Raw genomic sequence first — 17181 nt, 5'->3', positions numbered from 1 at the left:
TAGCTGGGAATTGGAGCACAGGGCGAAGACTCCTGAGGGAGCTAGCGCTAGGTGGAGACCCCGCAGGCGAAAGCCGAGGAGGCTCCAGCAGTGCCCCTAGGAAAGCGAAGCCATTTGCGGAAATCCACAGCGGTGTTAGGAAGACATTAAAGGGTTAGGGAGGAATGAATATGACAATGAGACGTAAAAAGGTATCGGTAATCGGTGGAGGCTTCACAGGCGCAACAACAGCATTCTTACTAGCACAAAAAGAACTCGCAGACGTTGTACTAGTAGATATCCCACAAATGGAGAACCCTACTAAAGGGAAAGCTTTAGACATGTTAGAAGCAGGTCCAGTTCAAGGATTTGATGCAAACATTACAGGAACATCCAACTATGAAGATACAGCCAATTCCGATATCGTTGTCATTACAGCAGGAATCGCCCGCAAACCAGGTATGAGCCGTGATGATCTGGTAACCACAAACCAAAACATCATGAAAAGCGTAACAAGAGAAGTGGTAAAACATTCTCCTGATTGCTATATCATCGTGTTGACCAATCCAGTAGATGCCATGACATACACGGTGTTCAAAGAGTCCGGCTTCCCGAAAAACCGCGTTATCGGTCAATCAGGCGTGCTAGATACAGCTCGTTTCCGCACATTTGTGTCACAGGAACTTAATCTTTCTGTGAAAGATGTTACTGGCTTCGTTCTCGGAGGTCATGGAGATGACATGGTGCCGCTTGTTCGCTACTCTTACGCAGGTGGAATCCCGCTAGAAACACTACTTCCTAAAGATCGCCTAGATGCGATTGTGGAAAGAACAAGAAAAGGCGGCGGGGAAATCGTCAACCTGCTTGGCAATGGTAGTGCCTATTATGCTCCTGCAGCATCGATGGTGGAAATGGTAGAAGCGATACTGAAAGATCAACGCCGCATCCTACCTTCCATCGCCTATCTTGAAGGAGAATATGGACACGACGGAATCTACCTTGGAGTACCAACAATCCTTGGTGCTGGAGGCATCGAAAAAATCATCGAACTAGAACTAACAGAAGATGAAAAAGCAGCACTCTCCAAATCCGTCGAATCCGTCAAAAACGTCATGAACGTCCTATCCTAAAACTTTAAAGAAAATGTAGAAAGTATTAAGAACTTCTAGCTGGTGATTGGAGCTTAGGGCGAAGACTCCTTAGGGAGATAGTGCTAGCTGGAGACCCCGCAGGCTTGCCGAGGAGGCTCCAGCAGCGCCCCTAGGAAAGCGAAGCCCTAGGCGGAAATCACCAGCGGTGTATAGCAGGATATCTCACCTGCAAAAATGTAACTAATAAGGGGGTTATATCCCCTTATTTTAAAAACACTATTGTAAACGTTTACAAGAAACAAGGGGTATTTTCCAACATCATCAGGGGGTGTATGTATGTTACTAGGCAAAAAGAGAAAACTCGGAAGAAAACTCGCAGAAATTCAAGTGGGAGAAAAGCTTGAGCTAACCGAAAAAATAGAAGACAAAGACCTATTATTATACCTAGGGTTAACGAATGATGCGAACCCACTCTATATTCAGCACGACTACGCGTCCCAAACACCATTTAAAAAACCAATCGTACCTAGCATCATGTTAACTGGGATTATTACTTCAGCCGTATCCAAGTATTTACCTGGACCAGGAAGTCATGTTGTACACCAAGAAATTACTTTTCCAAAACCAGTCTTCCACTATGGTAGTGTTCAATTTCTTTTTGAAGTGGTGGAAATCAACGAAAAAGACCATTGCATCGTAATGAGTGTTCATGGTACCAATGAAGAAAATCATACTGTTGCAAAAGGCTCCATCACAGTTTGTCCTCCTCATCGTCTTGAACCGATGGAGAGCAGTGCGATGGAAAACTTCTAAAAAAGAGCTTAGGCTCTTTTTTATTTTTGAAAACTAAATCTTACGATGACGTCCTTAATGGAAAGCTTTTCTTTATTGTGATGAATAATGAATACGTGTAAAATGGAAAAGTAATGATAAAGAAAAAACAATTGGTAGTTGGATGAACAACAAAATGGGTTTTCCAAAACAGTTTGGTGGAGGAAAAGAATGAATAAAAAAATTCTTATAGTAGATGATGAACAATCAATCGTAACATTGTTACAGTATAATTTACAGCAAGCAGGTTACGATGTTTCCGTTGCAATGGATGGAGAAGAAGGTCTGAATAAGGCAATGGAAGAACGATTTGATATGATCGTTCTCGATCTTATGCTTCCTAAGAAAGATGGAATAGAAGTGTGCAAAGAGTTAAGACAGCACAAAGTTCATACACCAATCCTCATGCTTACCGCAAAGGATGATGAGTTTGATAAGGTGTTGGGACTAGAGTTAGGTGCTGATGATTATATGACCAAACCCTTCAGTCCAAGAGAAGTCGTAGCTAGAGTAAAGGCTATCCTCCGCAGAATGCAGCAGATGTCAGGTAACACGGAGGCGCAGAAAGTAGAAGAGGACACTTCGGAAAAGATTGTAATCGGAGATGTAAAAATACTGCCTGAGCACTATGAAGCCTATTTTCGTGATGAACGATTAGAACTTACGCCAAAGGAATTTGAGCTTTTGGTCTACTTATCTAAGAATAAGGGAAGAGTGTTGACTCGCGATCAACTGTTGAGCGCGGTGTGGAATTATGATTTTGCCGGAGACACTCGGATTGTGGATGTTCATATTAGTCACTTAAGGGAAAAAATAGAGACGGATACGAAAAAACCTACATATATAAAGACAATTAGAGGGCTAGGTTATAAGCTGGAGGAACAGAAATTACATGAATAGGTTCCGCTCAAGACTGCTCTTTGCACTTATCACCTTAATCATCGTGGTGCTTGTGTGCCTAGGGCTTTTGCTTGGTCAGCTCTTTAAAAGCTTTTATTTAAATACCTTTAATCAGAGGCTCATCAAAGAAACAGAACTGGTAACGATGCTGGTGGAAGAGGAGACCAGTGTGACACCTATACTGCAAAAACATCTCAATGATGTTAGCAACACTTTAGCAGCAAGGGTCAGCATTACCGATAAGGATGGCACGGTGTTATATGAGACTACTGGGCCGACTGTATCTGGGATAGAATCTCAAGAGGAGATTATAAAAGATGCGGTTAAAAACAACAAGAACCGTGACAGGATTTTCTATGAGCAGAATGATGAAATGTATTATTACGGAAACTCCATTACAAGAAACGGATCTAAAGATGGATATGTCATGCTAAGTACCCCAATAGATTCTCTCCAAAGAGTCAATCAACAAATTTGGGGATTATTAATTGCAAGCCTTGGTGCAGCGTTTGTGGTTATTTTGCTTCTTGGGGTAAGGATTACATCTCAATACACCAGGCCGATTGAAGCTGCCACCAAAGTGGCAACGGAGCTTGCCAAAGGAAACTATAAAGCTAGGACATTTGAGGAACATGTTGATGAAACAGGAATGTTAAGTCAGTCCATTAACATATTGGCACGAAACCTTCAGGATATGACCAAAGCGCAAGAAATGCAGCAGGATCGTCTCCGGACTCTTATTGAGAGCATGGGAAGTGGATTGATATTAATTGATGGTCGAGGCTACGTAAATCTCATCAACCGTGCCTATAAAGATACATTTGATGCAGATCCTGCAGAATATCTTTATAGGCTATATTATGAAGCCATAGAGCAGAAAGAAGTTGTCTCGTTGATTGAAGAGATCTTTATGACCGAGGTGAGTTTGCGAAAGCAAATCTTGCTTCCTTTGAAGATTGAACGCAGACACTTTGAAGTGTATGGAGCACCGATCATCGGCATCAATGATGAGTGGAAAGGCATTGTCCTTGTGTTCCATGACATTACAGAATTAAAGAAGCTTGAGCAAATGAGAAAAGATTTTGTTGCTAATGTATCTCATGAGTTAAAAACCCCAATCACATCTATCAAAGGGTTTTCAGAAACATTGTTGGATGGAGCGATGAATGATAAAGATACATTGCAGTATTTCTTATCCATCATTCTAAAAGAAAGCGACAGACTGCAGTCACTTATTGAAGATTTGCTGGACCTTTCTAAAATAGAGAAACAAGGTTTTAGACTAAACCCTGAGTATGTGGAAATCAACGATCTGTTGGAAGAAATCTTTGTAATATTGGAAGGAAAGGCAAGAGAAAAAGAAATAAATCTTGTTTTATCGCAACCTAAAAAACAGCTGTATTTATTTGCTGATACCTCTAGGATTAAACAGGTTTTCATTAATCTTATTAACAATGCCATCGCTTATACATCAGCCGGTGGAGAAGTTAAGGTGAAGGTGGAAGAGGTAGAGAAAGAGGTAATCATTGTTGTATCCGATACTGGTATTGGTATGGAGCAGCATGAGATACCAAGGATTTTTGAGCGGTTTTACCGGGTGGATAAGGCACGAAGTCGGAATTCAGGTGGAACCGGGTTAGGTCTTGCTATTGTAAAGCATATCGTGGAAGCCCATCATGGCAGTATTTCTGTTACGAGTGAATTGAATAAAGGGACTGCCTTTACGGTGAAGTTGTCTAAAGAAAATGAAGATTTACAATAGCTTTACACGTCTTTCATAGTCACTTTACAAACTTTTGTTAATATAATCTATGAAAACCCCTTCATCCAAGGAGCCAATTTTGGAAGAGGAGAGAGCCTACCCTGCTCTCTCCTTCTTTTTGTTGTCTGGGGAATTATAGAATTTATGGAACGATATTCGGTAGGGTATTTCTTGATTCTTGTGATGAAGACCTCAGTGACGAGAAAAAAGGAGTAGAGAGGTCCTCATAGACGAGATGAAGACCTCAGTGCCGAGAAAAAAGGAGTAGAGAAGTCTTCATAGACGAGATGAAGACCTCAGTGCCGAGAAAAAAGGAGTAGAGAAGTCTTCATAGACGAGATGAAGACCTCAGTGACGAGAAAAAAGGAGTAGAGAGGTCCTCATAGACGGGATGAAGACCTCAGTGCCGAGAAAAAAGGAGTAGAGAAGTCTTCATAGACGAGATGAAGACCTCAGTGACGAGAAAAAAGGAGTAGAGAGGTCCTCATAGACGAGATGAAGACCTCAGTGCCGAGAAAAAAGGAGTAGAGAGGTCCTCATAGACGAGATGAAGACCTCAGTGCCGAGAAAAAAGGAGTAGAGAGGTCCTCATAGACGGGATGAAGACCTCAGTGACGAGAAAAAAGGAGTAGAGAGGTCTTCTTCTCGGATACGGAAGACCTTCAATCAATAGCGGAGCATTACCAAGAAACTAAAAACCCATATAAATACTGAAACCTTCCCCACCTTCATACGTATTAGTTATGGAGAACAAAAAAAGGGGAGAAGACAACTTTGATGAGTTTAAAGCGTATTTACACGACCATTTTTCTTGTAATACTTGCTGCTGTCATAGGGTCAGTTGCTTTAACGTCATGGTACACAGTAGATCAATCAGAACAAGCTGTGATTATGACATTTGGAAAAGTAGAAGAAGGAATCAGTGAACCAGGACTTCATTTTAAGATGCCTTGGCCAATACAAACAGTTGAAACAATGTCCAAGGAGACCTTCAGTTTACAGTTCGGCTATCAAGAAAAAGATGGAGAGATAGTTGAATACACGAATGATACAAAAATGATAACAGGTGATGAAAATATCGTATTGGCCGATATGGTTGTCATGTGGAAGATAACCGATCCAGGAAAATACTTATTTAATAGTGATGATCCTCAGGCTGTTCTTTATAATGCTACATCCGCTTCACTACGAAGTATTATCGGTAGCACTAAGATAGATGAAGCATTAACTTCAGGAAAAGCACAAATTGAAGTGGAGGTCTATGACTTACTTACTTCCCTGATGGAGACCTATGATATTGGTATTTCCATTACATCTGTCAATCTTCAGGATGTGGAATTACCCAATGATGAGGTTCGTAAAGCTTTTACAGATGTAACAGATGCACGGGAAATGGAAAACACGAAGAACAATGAAGCGAAAAGATATCAAAACCAACGTCTAAATGAAGCAGAAGGGGAGAAAGATGCCATCATTTCCAAAGCGGAAGGGGAAAAGGCTGCAAGAATTGAGCGTGCTCGTGGAGACGTAGCTAAATTCAATTCCTTGTATAACGAATATGTGAACGCTCCGGAATTAACGAAAAAGCGTCTTATTTTAGAGACGATGGAAGAAGTATTACCGTATGCCGAGATCTACATTATGAATGATGATGGCAATACGATGAAATATTTCCCGCTCCGAACCGAAAATCCAGCTCCAAAACCACCAGCGAACTCGGAAGGAAGTGGGAACAATGAGTGATCAAAACATCATCAATTTAGAAAAGAAAAAACCTGACTTACAATGGAAAACCATCATCCGCGGAGGAATATTTGGAGCGGTAGTACTTATCGTTCTTGGTGTAATCCTTGCGAATGTTTTTGTCGTAAAAGAAGGTGAATATAAGGTTGTTAGACAGTTTGGAGAAGTAGTGAAGATTGTGGAAGAGCCTGGTTTGAATTTCAAAACTCCATTTATTCAATCCGTAACGACTGTTCCAAAATATCAAATGCTTTATGATGAAGCCGGTGCTGAAATAAACACTCGCGATAAAAAGCGGATGCTAATTGATAATTATGTGGTATGGCGAGTGGAAGATCCAGAATTAATGATCAGTAACCTAGCGAGTCTTGTGAATGCAGAAACCAAGATGTCCGAGTTTGTATTCTCTGTTGTCAGAACAGAACTTGGGCAATTAAATTATGATGATATTATCAATGATGAGAAGTCATCAAGAGGAAGCTTGAATGACAGAGTAACGGATAGAGTAAATGAACTTTTGGCAAGAGATAATTACGGAATTGTCGTGACCGATGTGCGCATGAGAAGAACGGACCTGCCACCTGAAAATGAAGCTGCCGTGTTCACACGAATGATTTCAGAGCGTCAATCAACTGCTCAAGAATACCTTTCTCGTGGAGATGCCGATAAAAACAGAATCATGGCAGATACAGACCGTGCAGTGAAAGAAATACTAGCGAAAGCGGAAGCCGATGCAGATACAATCCGTGGTCAGGGAGAAGGAGAAGCAGCTAAAGTTTACAATGACGCATTCTCTAAAGATGCTGAATTCTATGAGCTTTACCGCACACTCGAATCCTATAAAAAGACCATTGATGGAGAAACTGTCATCGTCCTTCCTTCGGATTCCCCATACGCCAAACTCCTAATGGGCGGAATGGAATAAAAAGAGTAAAATTTTTATGGAAGGCACTCGACTCCTGCGGGGAAGTAGCGGATGGTTGAGACCTCAGAAGCGTTGTGAGGGAGGCTCAAGCAACCCTCCGCGGAAAGCGAGTGCCTGCAGCGGAAAGGAACGGCCAAGCTCATAAGCTAGATTCTCCACTTCAACAACAAAGCCACAATTTTTGTTTCTGTTCTTATCCATGATAGAATAGAAGAAGAATTGTGGCTTTTTATAGTTGGGATTTTACATAAGAAATATGATTAAGAAACAAAGGAGGAGTTATGACTATGGCAACAAACAAACTAGTATTGATTGATGGAAACTCCATCGCCTATCGTGCTTTCTTTGCACTTCCGCTATTAAGCAATGAAAAAGGAATACATACCAATGCTATTTATGGATTTACCATGATGTTGATGCGCATTTTAGAAGAAGAAAAACCTACCCATATGCTTGTGGCATTCGATGCAGGCAAAACAACATTCCGCCATAAAACGTTCGGAGAATACAAAGGGGGACGTCAAAAAACTCCACCTGAACTGTCCGAACAATTCTCCTTCCTTAGAGAGCTACTGGACGCATACAACATAAAAAGATACGAACTGCCTGAATATGAGGCCGATGATATTATCGGGACATTGGCTCAACAAGCTGCCAAAGATGATTATGAAGTGAAAATCATATCAGGAGACAAAGATTTAACACAGCTAGCCACAGAAAAAATCACGGTGGATATCACAAAAAAAGGTATTACAGATGTAGATTCTTACACACCTTCATTCATTGAAGAAAAATACGGACTGAATGTGGATCAGATCATCGACATGAAAGGCCTTATGGGAGATTCGTCGGATAATATCCCAGGTGTACCTGGAGTTGGTGAAAAAACAGCCATTAAACTGTTAAAGGAATTTGGTACCATTGAAACACTTCTTGAGTCCATTGACCAGGTAAGTGGGAAGAAGTTGAAAGAAAAGCTAGAAGATAATAAAGAGCAGGCAATCATGAGCAAGCAACTCGCAACTATCATGACCGAAGCGCCGGTAGAAATTACGGTAGAAGAACTTGTTTATGAAGGTTTTGATAAAAAGAAAGTCGTAGATATCTTCAAAGAACTTAGTTTTAACTCCCTTTTAGACAAGCTTGGAGAAGATGGAGAAACGATATCAGAGGATTTAGAGGATATTTCCTTTGAAATACTGGATGAAGTAAAAGAGGAGCACTTTGCCAAAGAAAACTTCTTTATGGTAGAAGTGTTAGATGAAAATTATCACCGTGCAGACATTCAAGGAATCGCACTTGTGAATGAGACTGGGAACTATTTTATCCCTACAGATGTGGCTTTGCAGTCAGAAGAGTTCGCAGCATTTGCTTCAGATCATAAAAGAAAAAAGACTGTTTTTGATGCAAAAAGAGCAATCGTAGCACTAAAGTGGAAAGGGATTGAACTGAACGGAATTGACTTTGACTTTATCATTGCATCTTATATCGTGAATCCGTCGGAGACATCCACTGACCTTGCCGAAATTGCCCGTAAAAAAGGCTATTATCAGATTGAAACAGATGAAGCTGTTTACGGAAAAGGTGCCAAGCGTGCTATACCGGATCAACAGAAGGTGGCAGACCATCTGGTGAGAAAGACTTTCGCCATGCAGGAAATGAAAGAGTCCTTCATTCACGAATTAAAGGACAATGAGCAGTTGGAATTATTTGAGGAACTGGAAATGCCATTGACATTGGTACTGGCAGAAATGGAAGCGCTCGGTATTAAAGTAGATAAAGCACGATTAGAAGAAATGGGAACAGAACTTGGCGAGAAGCTAGAGAAAATTGAAGAGAAAATTTTTGACCTGGCAGGCGAAAAGTTCAATATTAACTCTCCAAAGCAGCTTGGTGTCATTCTTTTTGAAAAGCTTGGATTACCGCCTGTAAAGAAGACAAAAACAGGGTACTCGACTTCTGCTGACGTGTTGGAAAAATTAGCAGAAAAGCATGAGGTTATTCAGCAAATCTTACACTATCGTCAATTAGGTAAACTGAAATCAACATACATTGAAGGGTTATTAAAAGTGATCCATGAGGATTCGCATAAAATACACACACGCTTTAATCAGGCGTTAACACAGACTGGTCGTTTGAGTTCGATTGATCCAAACCTGCAGAATATTCCTGTTCGTCTAGAGGAAGGTAGAAAGATAAGAGAGGCATTTATTCCATCCCATGAAGATTGGGTTATCTTTGCTGCCGACTATTCCCAAATCGAACTAAGGGTTCTTGCTCATATTGCAAATGACGAAAAACTGATTGAAGCATTTAAAGAAGATGCGGACATTCATACAAAAACGGCAATGGATGTATTCCATGTATCAGAAGATGAAGTCACTTCCAATATGCGCCGTCAGGCCAAAGCCGTAAACTTTGGAATTGTCTATGGAATTAGTGACTATGGTCTTTCACAGAGTTTGGGTATTACAAGAAAAGATGCGAAAACATTTATCGATCGATACTTGGAAAGCTTCCCTGGAGTGAAAGAATACATGGAAGATAGCGTCCTTGATGCAAAGGATAAGGGATACGTTACAACTCTTCTGCATCGCCGCCGTTACCTCCCAGAGATAACAAGCAGCAACTTTAACTTGAGAAGTTTTGCTGAAAGAACAGCGATGAACACACCGATTCAAGGTAGTGCCGCTGATATCATAAAAAGAGCAATGATTGACATGGCAAACAAACTAGAAGAAGAAAATATGAAATCGAAAGTCCTCTTACAAGTACACGATGAACTTGTATTTGAGGCCCCTAAAGATGAAATAGAAAAATTAAAGAAGATTGTACCAGAAGTAATGGAGCAAGCAGTGGAATTGAAGGTGCCGCTTAAGGTGGATTATTCATACGGCTCTACATGGTACGACGCGAAATAATGAGGATGTGTTACCATGCCAGAACTACCTGAGGTTGAAACGGTCAGAAAAACACTGGTTGAACTTGTACAAGGAAAAAAAATCAAACACGTGAAAGTCTTATGGCCTAAAATGATAAAAGAGCCAGATGATGCTGCTCTTTTTGAGGGAATGCTGATTGGCCAAGAGATTGTGGAAATCGGCAGAAGAGGAAAGTTTCTCCTCTTTTACCTTAACGATTATTGCATGGTCTCTCATTTGCGAATGGAAGGAAAATATGGCCTTTATCAAAAAGAAGAGCCGGCTAATAAACATACCCACGTGTTCTTCTATTTTGAAGACGGCACCGAACTTCGCTACCAGGACGTTCGGAAGTTCGGCACGCTTCATCTTTATAAAAAAGGCGAGGAACTTGCAGCTAAATCGCTTGCCAGTTTAGGACCAGAACCTTTTGAGGATGAGTTCAACCTTGATCTCCTTAAAGAAAGACTTGCTAAAACAAACCGAAACATCAAGGCTGTTTTATTAGACCAAACAGTTGTGGTGGGCTTAGGGAATATTTATGTGGATGAGGCATTATTTAGAGCGGGAATCCATCCAGAAAGAACGGCAAGCAGTTTGAACGAGGAGGAGCTTATAGAGCTGCAACGCGAAATAGTCCTGACTCTTCAGGAAGCTGTCGACAAAGGTGGAAGCACCATCCGCTCCTATGTAAACTCCCAAGGTCAAATCGGTATGTTCCAACTCGAGCTTTTCGTCTACGGCCGAAAAGGAGAACCTTGCAGAAAATGCGGCCAAGAAATTGAAAAAACAGTCGTAGCCGGCAGAGGAACCCACACCTGCCCCAAATGCCAGCCAAAGCCATAAGAGTCCACTTAATCTACCCTTTTGCCTGAAGAGCAGGGTGTGAGACTCCGGCGGGAGGTAGCGGTAGGTTGAGACCCCGGAGCGCAGCGAGGAGGCTCAAGCACACGCCCCGCGGAAAGCGAACACCCGGAGCGAAAGGCAAAAGGGAGTCAGAGCTAAAAAATATTTAGAACACATCGAATGGGCTCCTGCCATATACTATCGTAGTGATAGTTAGGGAGGAGCTCTTAATGATTCCATACATCTCACTTATCCTACTAGCCTTTGCCGTTAGTCTGGATAGCTTCAGTGTTGGCTTGACATATGGCCTAAGAAAAATGCATATGCCGCTTAAATCAATCACTATCATTGCGTGTTGTTCGGCCGTCTCGCTTCTGCTTGCCATGTTAGTAGGCACCATACTTATGAAATTTCTCTCCCCTGCTTTTGCAGAGACAGTTGGTGGAAGTATTCTCATTCTTTTAGGAATGTGGGTTCTCTACCAGTTTTTCCGTGCCAGTACAGCCGAAGATAGTACTTCTTTTGCAGACGAACGTATACTGTTCAATCTTGAAATCAAATCACTAGGTGTGGTCATCAACATTTTGAGAAAGCCAACGGAAGCTGATTTTGACCGTTCCGGATCCATCACTGGATTAGAGGCTTTTTTTCTAGGTATTGCTCTTTCCCTTGATGCTTTTGGTGCGGGAATCGGTGCAGCTTTGCTTGGTTACTCTCCCGGGGTTATGGCAGTTTCAGTAGCCGTGATGAGTTCGTTATTTGTCATCACCGGTATAAAATTGGGAAGGGTGTTTTCCACCGTTTCGTGGATTAATAAGTTCTCCTTTTTACCGGGCGTATTACTTATCGTTATCGGGATTATTAAAATGTAAAAAGAAACACCAGAGGTTGTTTAGCGCAGCCTCTCTTTTAAAAAGGAGGAGTGGACATGCCGTTAATTATAGGACTTACTGGCGGAATTGCGAGTGGTAAAAGCACAGTAGCCAATATGCTGAGGGAAAAAAACATACCAATTGTGGATGCTGACGTGGTGGCTCGGGAAGTCGTAGAAATTGGTACAGATACATATAAGAAACTAGTAAGTGAGTTTGGAACGGACATACTTAATGATGACAAAACGTTGAACAGACCAAAGCTCGGTAGCATTATTTTTCAAGATGAAACAAAGCGGCAAAGTCTGAACAACATCATGCACCCAAGTATCAGGACAAGCATGAAAGAAAAGACAAAAAACTACATAGAAAAGGGACATGATGTGGTAGTCATGGATATTCCCTTACTTTTCGAAAGCAAGCTGACCCATCTTGTAGATAAAACACTACTCGTCTATGTTACGGAAAAAACACAACTGAAACGTTTAATGGAGAGAAACGACTTATCCGAAAAGGAAGCAACAGACAGAATTCAATCACAAATGCCCCTTTCTGAAAAAGTAAAACTCTCCCACGCCGTCATTGACAACAACGGAACCATCACCAAAACAAAAAAACAATTAAACCAAATACTAGAACAATGGCATATCCAGTAACCCCGGTTGATCGTAGTGCCTAAACGGATATCAACTGTAAATGCAAAAACTAATAGGTTAATAGTACTAAGGACATATCCAAAAATAGGGATATGCCCTTTTTTTATTTTTCACATGACATATAGAATTTAATTATGTTATACTAATTGCAGGATAACAGATTAATAAGTATAACATATATACAGAAATGGGGAATTTTCATGAAGGCAAAGGTTGCAATTAACGGGTTTGGACGAATAGGGAGAATGGTATTCAGACGCGCCATCCAAGAAGAAGGCTTAAATATCGTTGCAATCAATGCGAGCTATCCAGCGGAAACGCTAGCTCACCTTATTAAATACGACACAAACCATGGACGTTTCGATGCGGATGTATACGCTGAAGACAATGCCTTAATCGTAAATGGTAAGCGCATTCAATTAGTAAGCAACCGTAACCCAGAAGAGCTTCCTTGGAAAGAAATGAATATAGATATCGTTATCGAGGCAACAGGGAAATTTAATTCTCGCGAGAAAGCGGCACTTCATCTTCAAGCAGGTGCTAAGCGGGTCGTACTGACAGCTCCTGGCAAAAACGAAGATGTAACGATTGTCATGGGTGTAAATGAAGAAGTACTAGATATGAATGAGCATTTTGTCATCTCTAACGCTTCTTGTACGACAAACTGCCTAGCTCCAGTTGTAAAAGTGTTAGATCAACAATTTGGAATTGAAAACGGACTAATGACAACCGTTCATGCTTACACAAACGACCAAAAAAATATTGACAACCCGCATAAAGATCTTCGCAGAGCAAGAGCTTGCGGTCAGTCCATCATCCCAACTTCTACAGGTGCGGCAAAAGCATTATCTCTAGTTCTTCCACACTTAAAGGGTAAACTTCACGGAATGGCGTTACGTGTTCCGACACCCAACGTATCGCTTGTGGACTTAGTGGTAGACTTAAAGAAACCGGTTACGGTAGAAGACGTGAATGATGCGTTCCAGAGTGCTTCCATCGGTTCTATGGATGGTATATTAGGGGTTACAATGGAGCCGCTTGTATCTGTGGACTTCAACACTAATCCGCATTCTGCAATCATCGACGGTTTATCCACGATGGTGATGGGCGATACAAAGGTAAAAGTATTGGCTTGGTACGATAATGAGTGGGGTTACTCTTGCCGAGTGGTAGATCTTGTTCAGTTCGTGGCTGAAAAAATGGTAGAAGCTAAAGAAGTAATGGCAGGTTAATTTTTGCCTGAAACAATATTATACTAAAATAAATGTAAGCGGTTAACATTTTGTGTTAACCGCTTTTTTGCATGTGTCGGAAAATAGAATTATTTTTTCTAGTAATTTCTAGCTATTGATTGGAGCAAAAGGCGAAGACTCCTAAGGGAGATAGCGCTAGGTGGAGCCTCTCAGGCGTAGCCGAGGAGGCTCCAGCAGTACCTCTAGGAAAGCGAAGCCATTTGCGGAAATCAACAGCGGTGCATAACCAAGCAACTAGGTTTTTCTAATAAATTCATAGATTACAAGAAAAAAAGTCTCAAATGCCTGTTGCAAATCTAAAATAAAAGCATTATACTATTTTTCGTGAACTTCTTGAAACGATTATGTGGCTACTTAAAGGGTTAGGACCTCTCTGGACTAACTTTCCCCCGTGGTAGTAATACATCAATCACTCTTCACCTTTGAGGAATTCATGTATTTTAAAAAATGAAAAGGGGGAACGTGAGATGGAAACAGTAGGTCGTCACGTTATTTCAGAATTATGGGGTTGCGATTTTGACAAATTGAATGATATGGATTACATCGAAAAAACTTTTGTCGATGCTGCATTAAAATCAGGTGCAGAAGTAAGAGAGGTAGCTTTTCATAAATTTGCTCCTCAAGGGGTAAGCGGAGTAGTTATTATTTCCGAATCCCACTTAACGATTCATAGCTTCCCAGAGCACGGATATGCAAGTATCGATGTTTATACATGCGGAGAATTAGATCCTAATATTTCAGCTGACTATATTGCAACTGCTTTAAATGCTCAGACGCGTGAAACAATCGAACTTCCACGTGGAATGGGTCCTGTTCAAGTAAACAAAGCAAAAGCTCTTTAAAATTATAACTAAATGCATTAAAATAAAGAGAGGTGTATAGCATGCACCTCTTTTTATTATACTCAAAAATATATCATACATAAAAAACACAATTTAAGGGGTTGTCAGGCTAAAGTGGGAGCGATACAAAAGCTGAAAGGTATATTGACCAATCACTCGGAAACACGGGAAAATCATACAGAAGAATCCCTTCGTAGCCGGTATTATAAAACTACCAATAAGAACGCAATGAAGGCTTTACAAGAATTGTTTAACAAGATGGAAGGGGTAACGGTAAAGTCTGTCTCTGAAGAGCACGGGGAAATGGCATTGCAAGTGAACAAAGGCAGAAAAGCATTTGTCATTGTCACAGTTATATCTGTCCGACCTTTTGAAACGGCAGTTGATTTTTCCGTTACAACAGAAACCAAGCTACCTTTCGATTTTGGATACAGTCGTCAGCTGATCAAACAGATGTATGAACGGATTGATAAATCGATGATCTATATTGGATCCGGGCTGAATTCGGAGAAAAAGTAGATTGGAAACGGAGTGGAAACCATCATGAAATGTCCTGCCTGTCACCATAATGGGACGAAGGTGTTAGATTCACGCCCTGTAGAAGAGGGAAAATCCATTAGAAGAAGAAGAGAATGCGAGTCATGTTCCTACCGTTTTACAACATTTGAAAAAGTGGAGGAAATGCCGCTTATCGTTGTGAAAAAAGAAGGAATACGAGAAGAATTCAGCAGGGAAAAAGTGCTGAGAGGCTTAATACGAGCATGCGAAAAAAGACCAGTTGCCCTAAAGCAACTCGAAGACATTGTGATGGAAGTAGAAAAAGAATTAAGAAATATCGGCATATCAGAAGTGAAAAGCGATATGGTCGGTGAAATGGTAATGGAAAGATTGTCAAAAATAGATGAAGTAGCATATGTACGTTTTGCTTCTGTATACCGTCAATTTAAGGATATCAATGTCTTCTTGGATGAATTAAAGGAAATCATTGATAAGGAACGAAAATAAGCAACCCTAAGTGAGAGAGGAAACATATGCCTCTCTTTTTCGATTATTTTTTTAAAAGAAAGGTTTGGATGTATCATGTCTGATCGCCATTGGAAAGAGCTGGTCCCTGTAGACCGGTATATTGTCCGTTCAAATGGAGTGCTCCAGCAGTTTGACCGAAAAATTCTTACCATGCTTTATCAGCCGTTGCTTGGTTTCAGGGGATTCAGTTTGTACATGACCCTTTGGAGTGAACTGGACCAAGATCGCTTATGGGGCGGAGAGACAACGCATCATGGAATTATGACAACGATGCAATGCAATTTAAAAGATATCCATCAGGAAAGAATAAAACTTGAAGGCATCGGCCTATTAAAGACGTGGGTCAAGGAAGATGATCAGCTTCGCACTTTCATTTATGAACTTCAACCTCCACTTTCCCCGGAAGCATTCTTTTCAGAACCAATGCTAACTATCTACTTATATAATCGACTAGGGAAAAATAAATACGCAAGTGTAAAGAAATACTTTTCCGACAAGGTACTTCCTGTAGATGATTACCAGGAAGTGACACGAAGTTTCAGTGATGTCTTCCATTCCGTTCAGTCGGAAAATATGGCCTATGCAGCGAACGAGGAAATGATGGAAGAACTGCCGTTGGCTGAAGGTGAAGAGTGGATGGACCGTAAAAAAGGAAGCGAGCCAAAGGTAGCCCAAGAAACCTTTGACTTTGATCTGTTTTTTGCAGGACTGTCAGAAGTGGTCATTCCAAAAAAATCGATCACCGCTAAAGTGAAGGAAGCGATTGTCAAACTATCTTTCATCTATACCATTGATCCAATATCCATGCGAAACCTAATGATGAATGTGATTGATGTAGACGAAAAAGTAGATCTGGAAAAACTCCGCAAGGCGGCAAGGGATTGGTATCAGCTGGAATACCAAGATACATTGCCGGGACTTGTGGAAAAAACACAGCCTCTGAACTTAAGACAGTTTACGGACAAAAAGCCTGCCACAAAGGATGAACAACTCATTCAACAGTTGGAGAATGTCTCTCCAAAGCAAATGCTAACGGATCTCTCTGGTGGATCGGAACCTTCTGCCTCTGACCTTCGTATTGTTGAAGACGTCCTGTTCAAACAACAACTGACACCAGGAGTCGTAAATGTGTTGCTTTATTATGTGTTGTTGAAAACAGATATGAAGCTTAACCGGAAATACGTCGAAAAGATTGCAAGTCACTGGGCACGTAAACAGGTGAAAACCGTCAGTGAAGCTATGGAACTTGCAAAAGAAGAGCACCGTCAGTACCAGAATTGGGCGGACACAAAGCCAGCTTCTAAGGGTACTGGTGGAGGTAGCACCTCTAAAGCCCAAGCAGGGAAAGTGGTGCGCAATCGTTTTGTCAGTTCGGATGGAGCGGCGACGGAGTCGGATGCTACAAGTAGTCAGTCTGATAAGTTTAAGGAAGTAGAAGAAGACGAAAAGCAGAAGCTGATGGAACGTTTAGCGAAAATGAAAGAGAAAAAAATAAGGTTGGATCCATAAAAAAGAGGCTGCATGTACCTTTTAG

At 41.1% G+C, this 17181-nt stretch carries 15 protein-coding genes; all 15 read left to right on the top strand.

The genetic code is table 11. The annotated features are described in order from the left end of the window. The first annotated feature begins 170 nt into the window (after nucleotides 1-170). The 15 genes from mdh to FZC76_RS08820 all read left to right on the top strand — a co-directional run bounded on the left by mdh (nucleotide 171) and on the right by FZC76_RS08820 (nucleotide 17156). The gene (mdh, locus tag FZC76_RS08890) at nucleotides 171-1109 is read left to right on the top strand and encodes a malate dehydrogenase (protein WP_060664807.1); all 939 of its coding nucleotides are present in this window, start codon (nucleotides 171-173) and stop codon (nucleotides 1107-1109) included. A 297-nt stretch (nucleotides 1110-1406) separates the two neighbouring features. Next, a complete protein-coding gene (locus tag FZC76_RS08885) occupies nucleotides 1407-1883 on the top strand; it encodes a MaoC/PaaZ C-terminal domain-containing protein (protein WP_148987865.1) in 477 nt (158 codons plus the stop codon). Nucleotides 1884-2072: 189 nt separating this feature from the next. After that, a complete protein-coding gene (locus FZC76_RS08880) occupies nucleotides 2073-2801 on the top strand; it encodes a response regulator transcription factor (protein ID WP_148987864.1) in 729 nt (242 codons plus the stop codon). After that, complete coding sequence (gene pnpS, locus FZC76_RS08875; RefSeq protein ID WP_148987863.1) at nucleotides 2794-4563, top strand: two-component system histidine kinase PnpS; 1770 nt, start codon at nucleotides 2794-2796, stop codon at nucleotides 4561-4563. Before FZC76_RS08880 ends, pnpS begins: the two co-directional genes overlap by 8 nt. Nucleotides 4564-5340: 777 nt before the next feature. After that, entirely contained in the window at nucleotides 5341-6306 is a 966-nt protein-coding gene (gene hflK, locus FZC76_RS08870) for an FtsH protease activity modulator HflK (RefSeq protein ID WP_392396827.1), read from the top strand. Further along, complete coding sequence (gene hflC / locus FZC76_RS08865; protein WP_148987861.1) at nucleotides 6299-7231, top strand: protease modulator HflC; 933 nt, start codon at nucleotides 6299-6301, stop codon at nucleotides 7229-7231. Before hflK ends, hflC begins: the two co-directional genes overlap by 8 nt. 287 nt (nucleotides 7232-7518) lie before the next feature. Next, complete coding sequence (polA, locus tag FZC76_RS08860) at nucleotides 7519-10152, top strand: DNA polymerase I (protein WP_148987860.1); 2634 nt, start codon at nucleotides 7519-7521, stop codon at nucleotides 10150-10152. Between the two features lie 15 nt (nucleotides 10153-10167). Then, complete coding sequence (gene mutM, locus FZC76_RS08855) at nucleotides 10168-10998, top strand: DNA-formamidopyrimidine glycosylase (protein WP_148987859.1); 831 nt, start codon at nucleotides 10168-10170, stop codon at nucleotides 10996-10998. Between the two features lie 230 nt (nucleotides 10999-11228). Beyond that, nucleotides 11229-11870 (top strand): sporulation membrane protein YtaF, encoded by a 642-nt coding sequence (gene ytaF / locus FZC76_RS08850; RefSeq protein ID WP_148987858.1) that lies wholly within the window; start codon nucleotides 11229-11231, stop codon nucleotides 11868-11870. Nucleotides 11871-11926: 56 nt separating this feature from the next. After that, the gene (coaE, locus tag FZC76_RS08845; protein WP_148987857.1) at nucleotides 11927-12526 is read left to right on the top strand and encodes a dephospho-CoA kinase; all 600 of its coding nucleotides are present in this window, start codon (nucleotides 11927-11929) and stop codon (nucleotides 12524-12526) included. A 200-nt stretch (nucleotides 12527-12726) separates the two neighbouring features. Beyond that, nucleotides 12727-13758: a glyceraldehyde-3-phosphate dehydrogenase gene (locus FZC76_RS08840; protein ID WP_148987856.1), complete on the top strand. Its 1032-nt coding sequence runs from the start codon at nucleotides 12727-12729 to the stop codon at nucleotides 13756-13758. A gap of 488 nt (nucleotides 13759-14246) precedes the next feature. Then, the gene (gene speD / locus FZC76_RS08835; protein ID WP_010195679.1) at nucleotides 14247-14621 is read left to right on the top strand and encodes an adenosylmethionine decarboxylase; all 375 of its coding nucleotides are present in this window, start codon (nucleotides 14247-14249) and stop codon (nucleotides 14619-14621) included. A gap of 114 nt (nucleotides 14622-14735) precedes the next feature. Then, complete coding sequence (locus FZC76_RS08830) at nucleotides 14736-15140, top strand: cytosolic protein (protein WP_148987855.1); 405 nt, start codon at nucleotides 14736-14738, stop codon at nucleotides 15138-15140. A gap of 24 nt (nucleotides 15141-15164) precedes the next feature. Further along, nucleotides 15165-15626 carry a transcriptional regulator NrdR gene (nrdR, locus tag FZC76_RS08825; protein WP_060664819.1) on the top strand — a complete coding sequence of 154 codons (462 nt, stop codon included), beginning with the start codon at nucleotides 15165-15167 and terminating at the stop codon, nucleotides 15624-15626. A gap of 75 nt (nucleotides 15627-15701) precedes the next feature. Then, nucleotides 15702-17156, top strand: coding sequence for a replication initiation and membrane attachment family protein (locus FZC76_RS08820; protein ID WP_148987854.1), 1455 nt, complete (start codon nucleotides 15702-15704; stop codon nucleotides 17154-17156). Nucleotides 17157-17181: the final 25 nt, after the last annotated feature.

It is taken from the genome of Sutcliffiella horikoshii, from assembly GCF_008180725.1.
Classification (GTDB): Bacteria; Bacillota; Bacilli; order Bacillales; family Bacillaceae_I; genus Sutcliffiella_A; species Sutcliffiella_A horikoshii_B.
Note: the sequence above shows the minus strand (reverse complement) of the source record. Positions and strands in the feature narration are given on the sequence as shown.

Coding starts and splice junctions, on each gene's coding strand:
- mdh (WP_060664807.1), top strand. CDS start 171: ATGACAATGAGACGTAAAAAGGTATCGGTAATCGGTGGAGGCTTCACA.
- FZC76_RS08885 (WP_148987865.1), top strand. CDS start 1,407: ATGTTACTAGGCAAAAAGAGAAAACTCGGAAGAAAACTCGCAGAAATT.
- FZC76_RS08880 (WP_148987864.1), top strand. CDS start 2,073: ATGAATAAAAAAATTCTTATAGTAGATGATGAACAATCAATCGTAACA.
- pnpS (WP_148987863.1), top strand. CDS start 2,794: ATGAATAGGTTCCGCTCAAGACTGCTCTTTGCACTTATCACCTTAATC.
- hflK (WP_392396827.1), top strand. CDS start 5,341: ATGAGTTTAAAGCGTATTTACACGACCATTTTTCTTGTAATACTTGCT.
- hflC (WP_148987861.1), top strand. CDS start 6,299: ATGAGTGATCAAAACATCATCAATTTAGAAAAGAAAAAACCTGACTTA.
- polA (WP_148987860.1), top strand. CDS start 7,519: ATGGCAACAAACAAACTAGTATTGATTGATGGAAACTCCATCGCCTAT.
- mutM (WP_148987859.1), top strand. CDS start 10,168: ATGCCAGAACTACCTGAGGTTGAAACGGTCAGAAAAACACTGGTTGAA.
- ytaF (WP_148987858.1), top strand. CDS start 11,229: ATGATTCCATACATCTCACTTATCCTACTAGCCTTTGCCGTTAGTCTG.
- coaE (WP_148987857.1), top strand. CDS start 11,927: ATGCCGTTAATTATAGGACTTACTGGCGGAATTGCGAGTGGTAAAAGC.
- FZC76_RS08840 (WP_148987856.1), top strand. CDS start 12,727: ATGAAGGCAAAGGTTGCAATTAACGGGTTTGGACGAATAGGGAGAATG.
- speD (WP_010195679.1), top strand. CDS start 14,247: ATGGAAACAGTAGGTCGTCACGTTATTTCAGAATTATGGGGTTGCGAT.
- nrdR (WP_060664819.1), top strand. CDS start 15,165: ATGAAATGTCCTGCCTGTCACCATAATGGGACGAAGGTGTTAGATTCA.
- FZC76_RS08820 (WP_148987854.1), top strand. CDS start 15,702: ATGTCTGATCGCCATTGGAAAGAGCTGGTCCCTGTAGACCGGTATATT.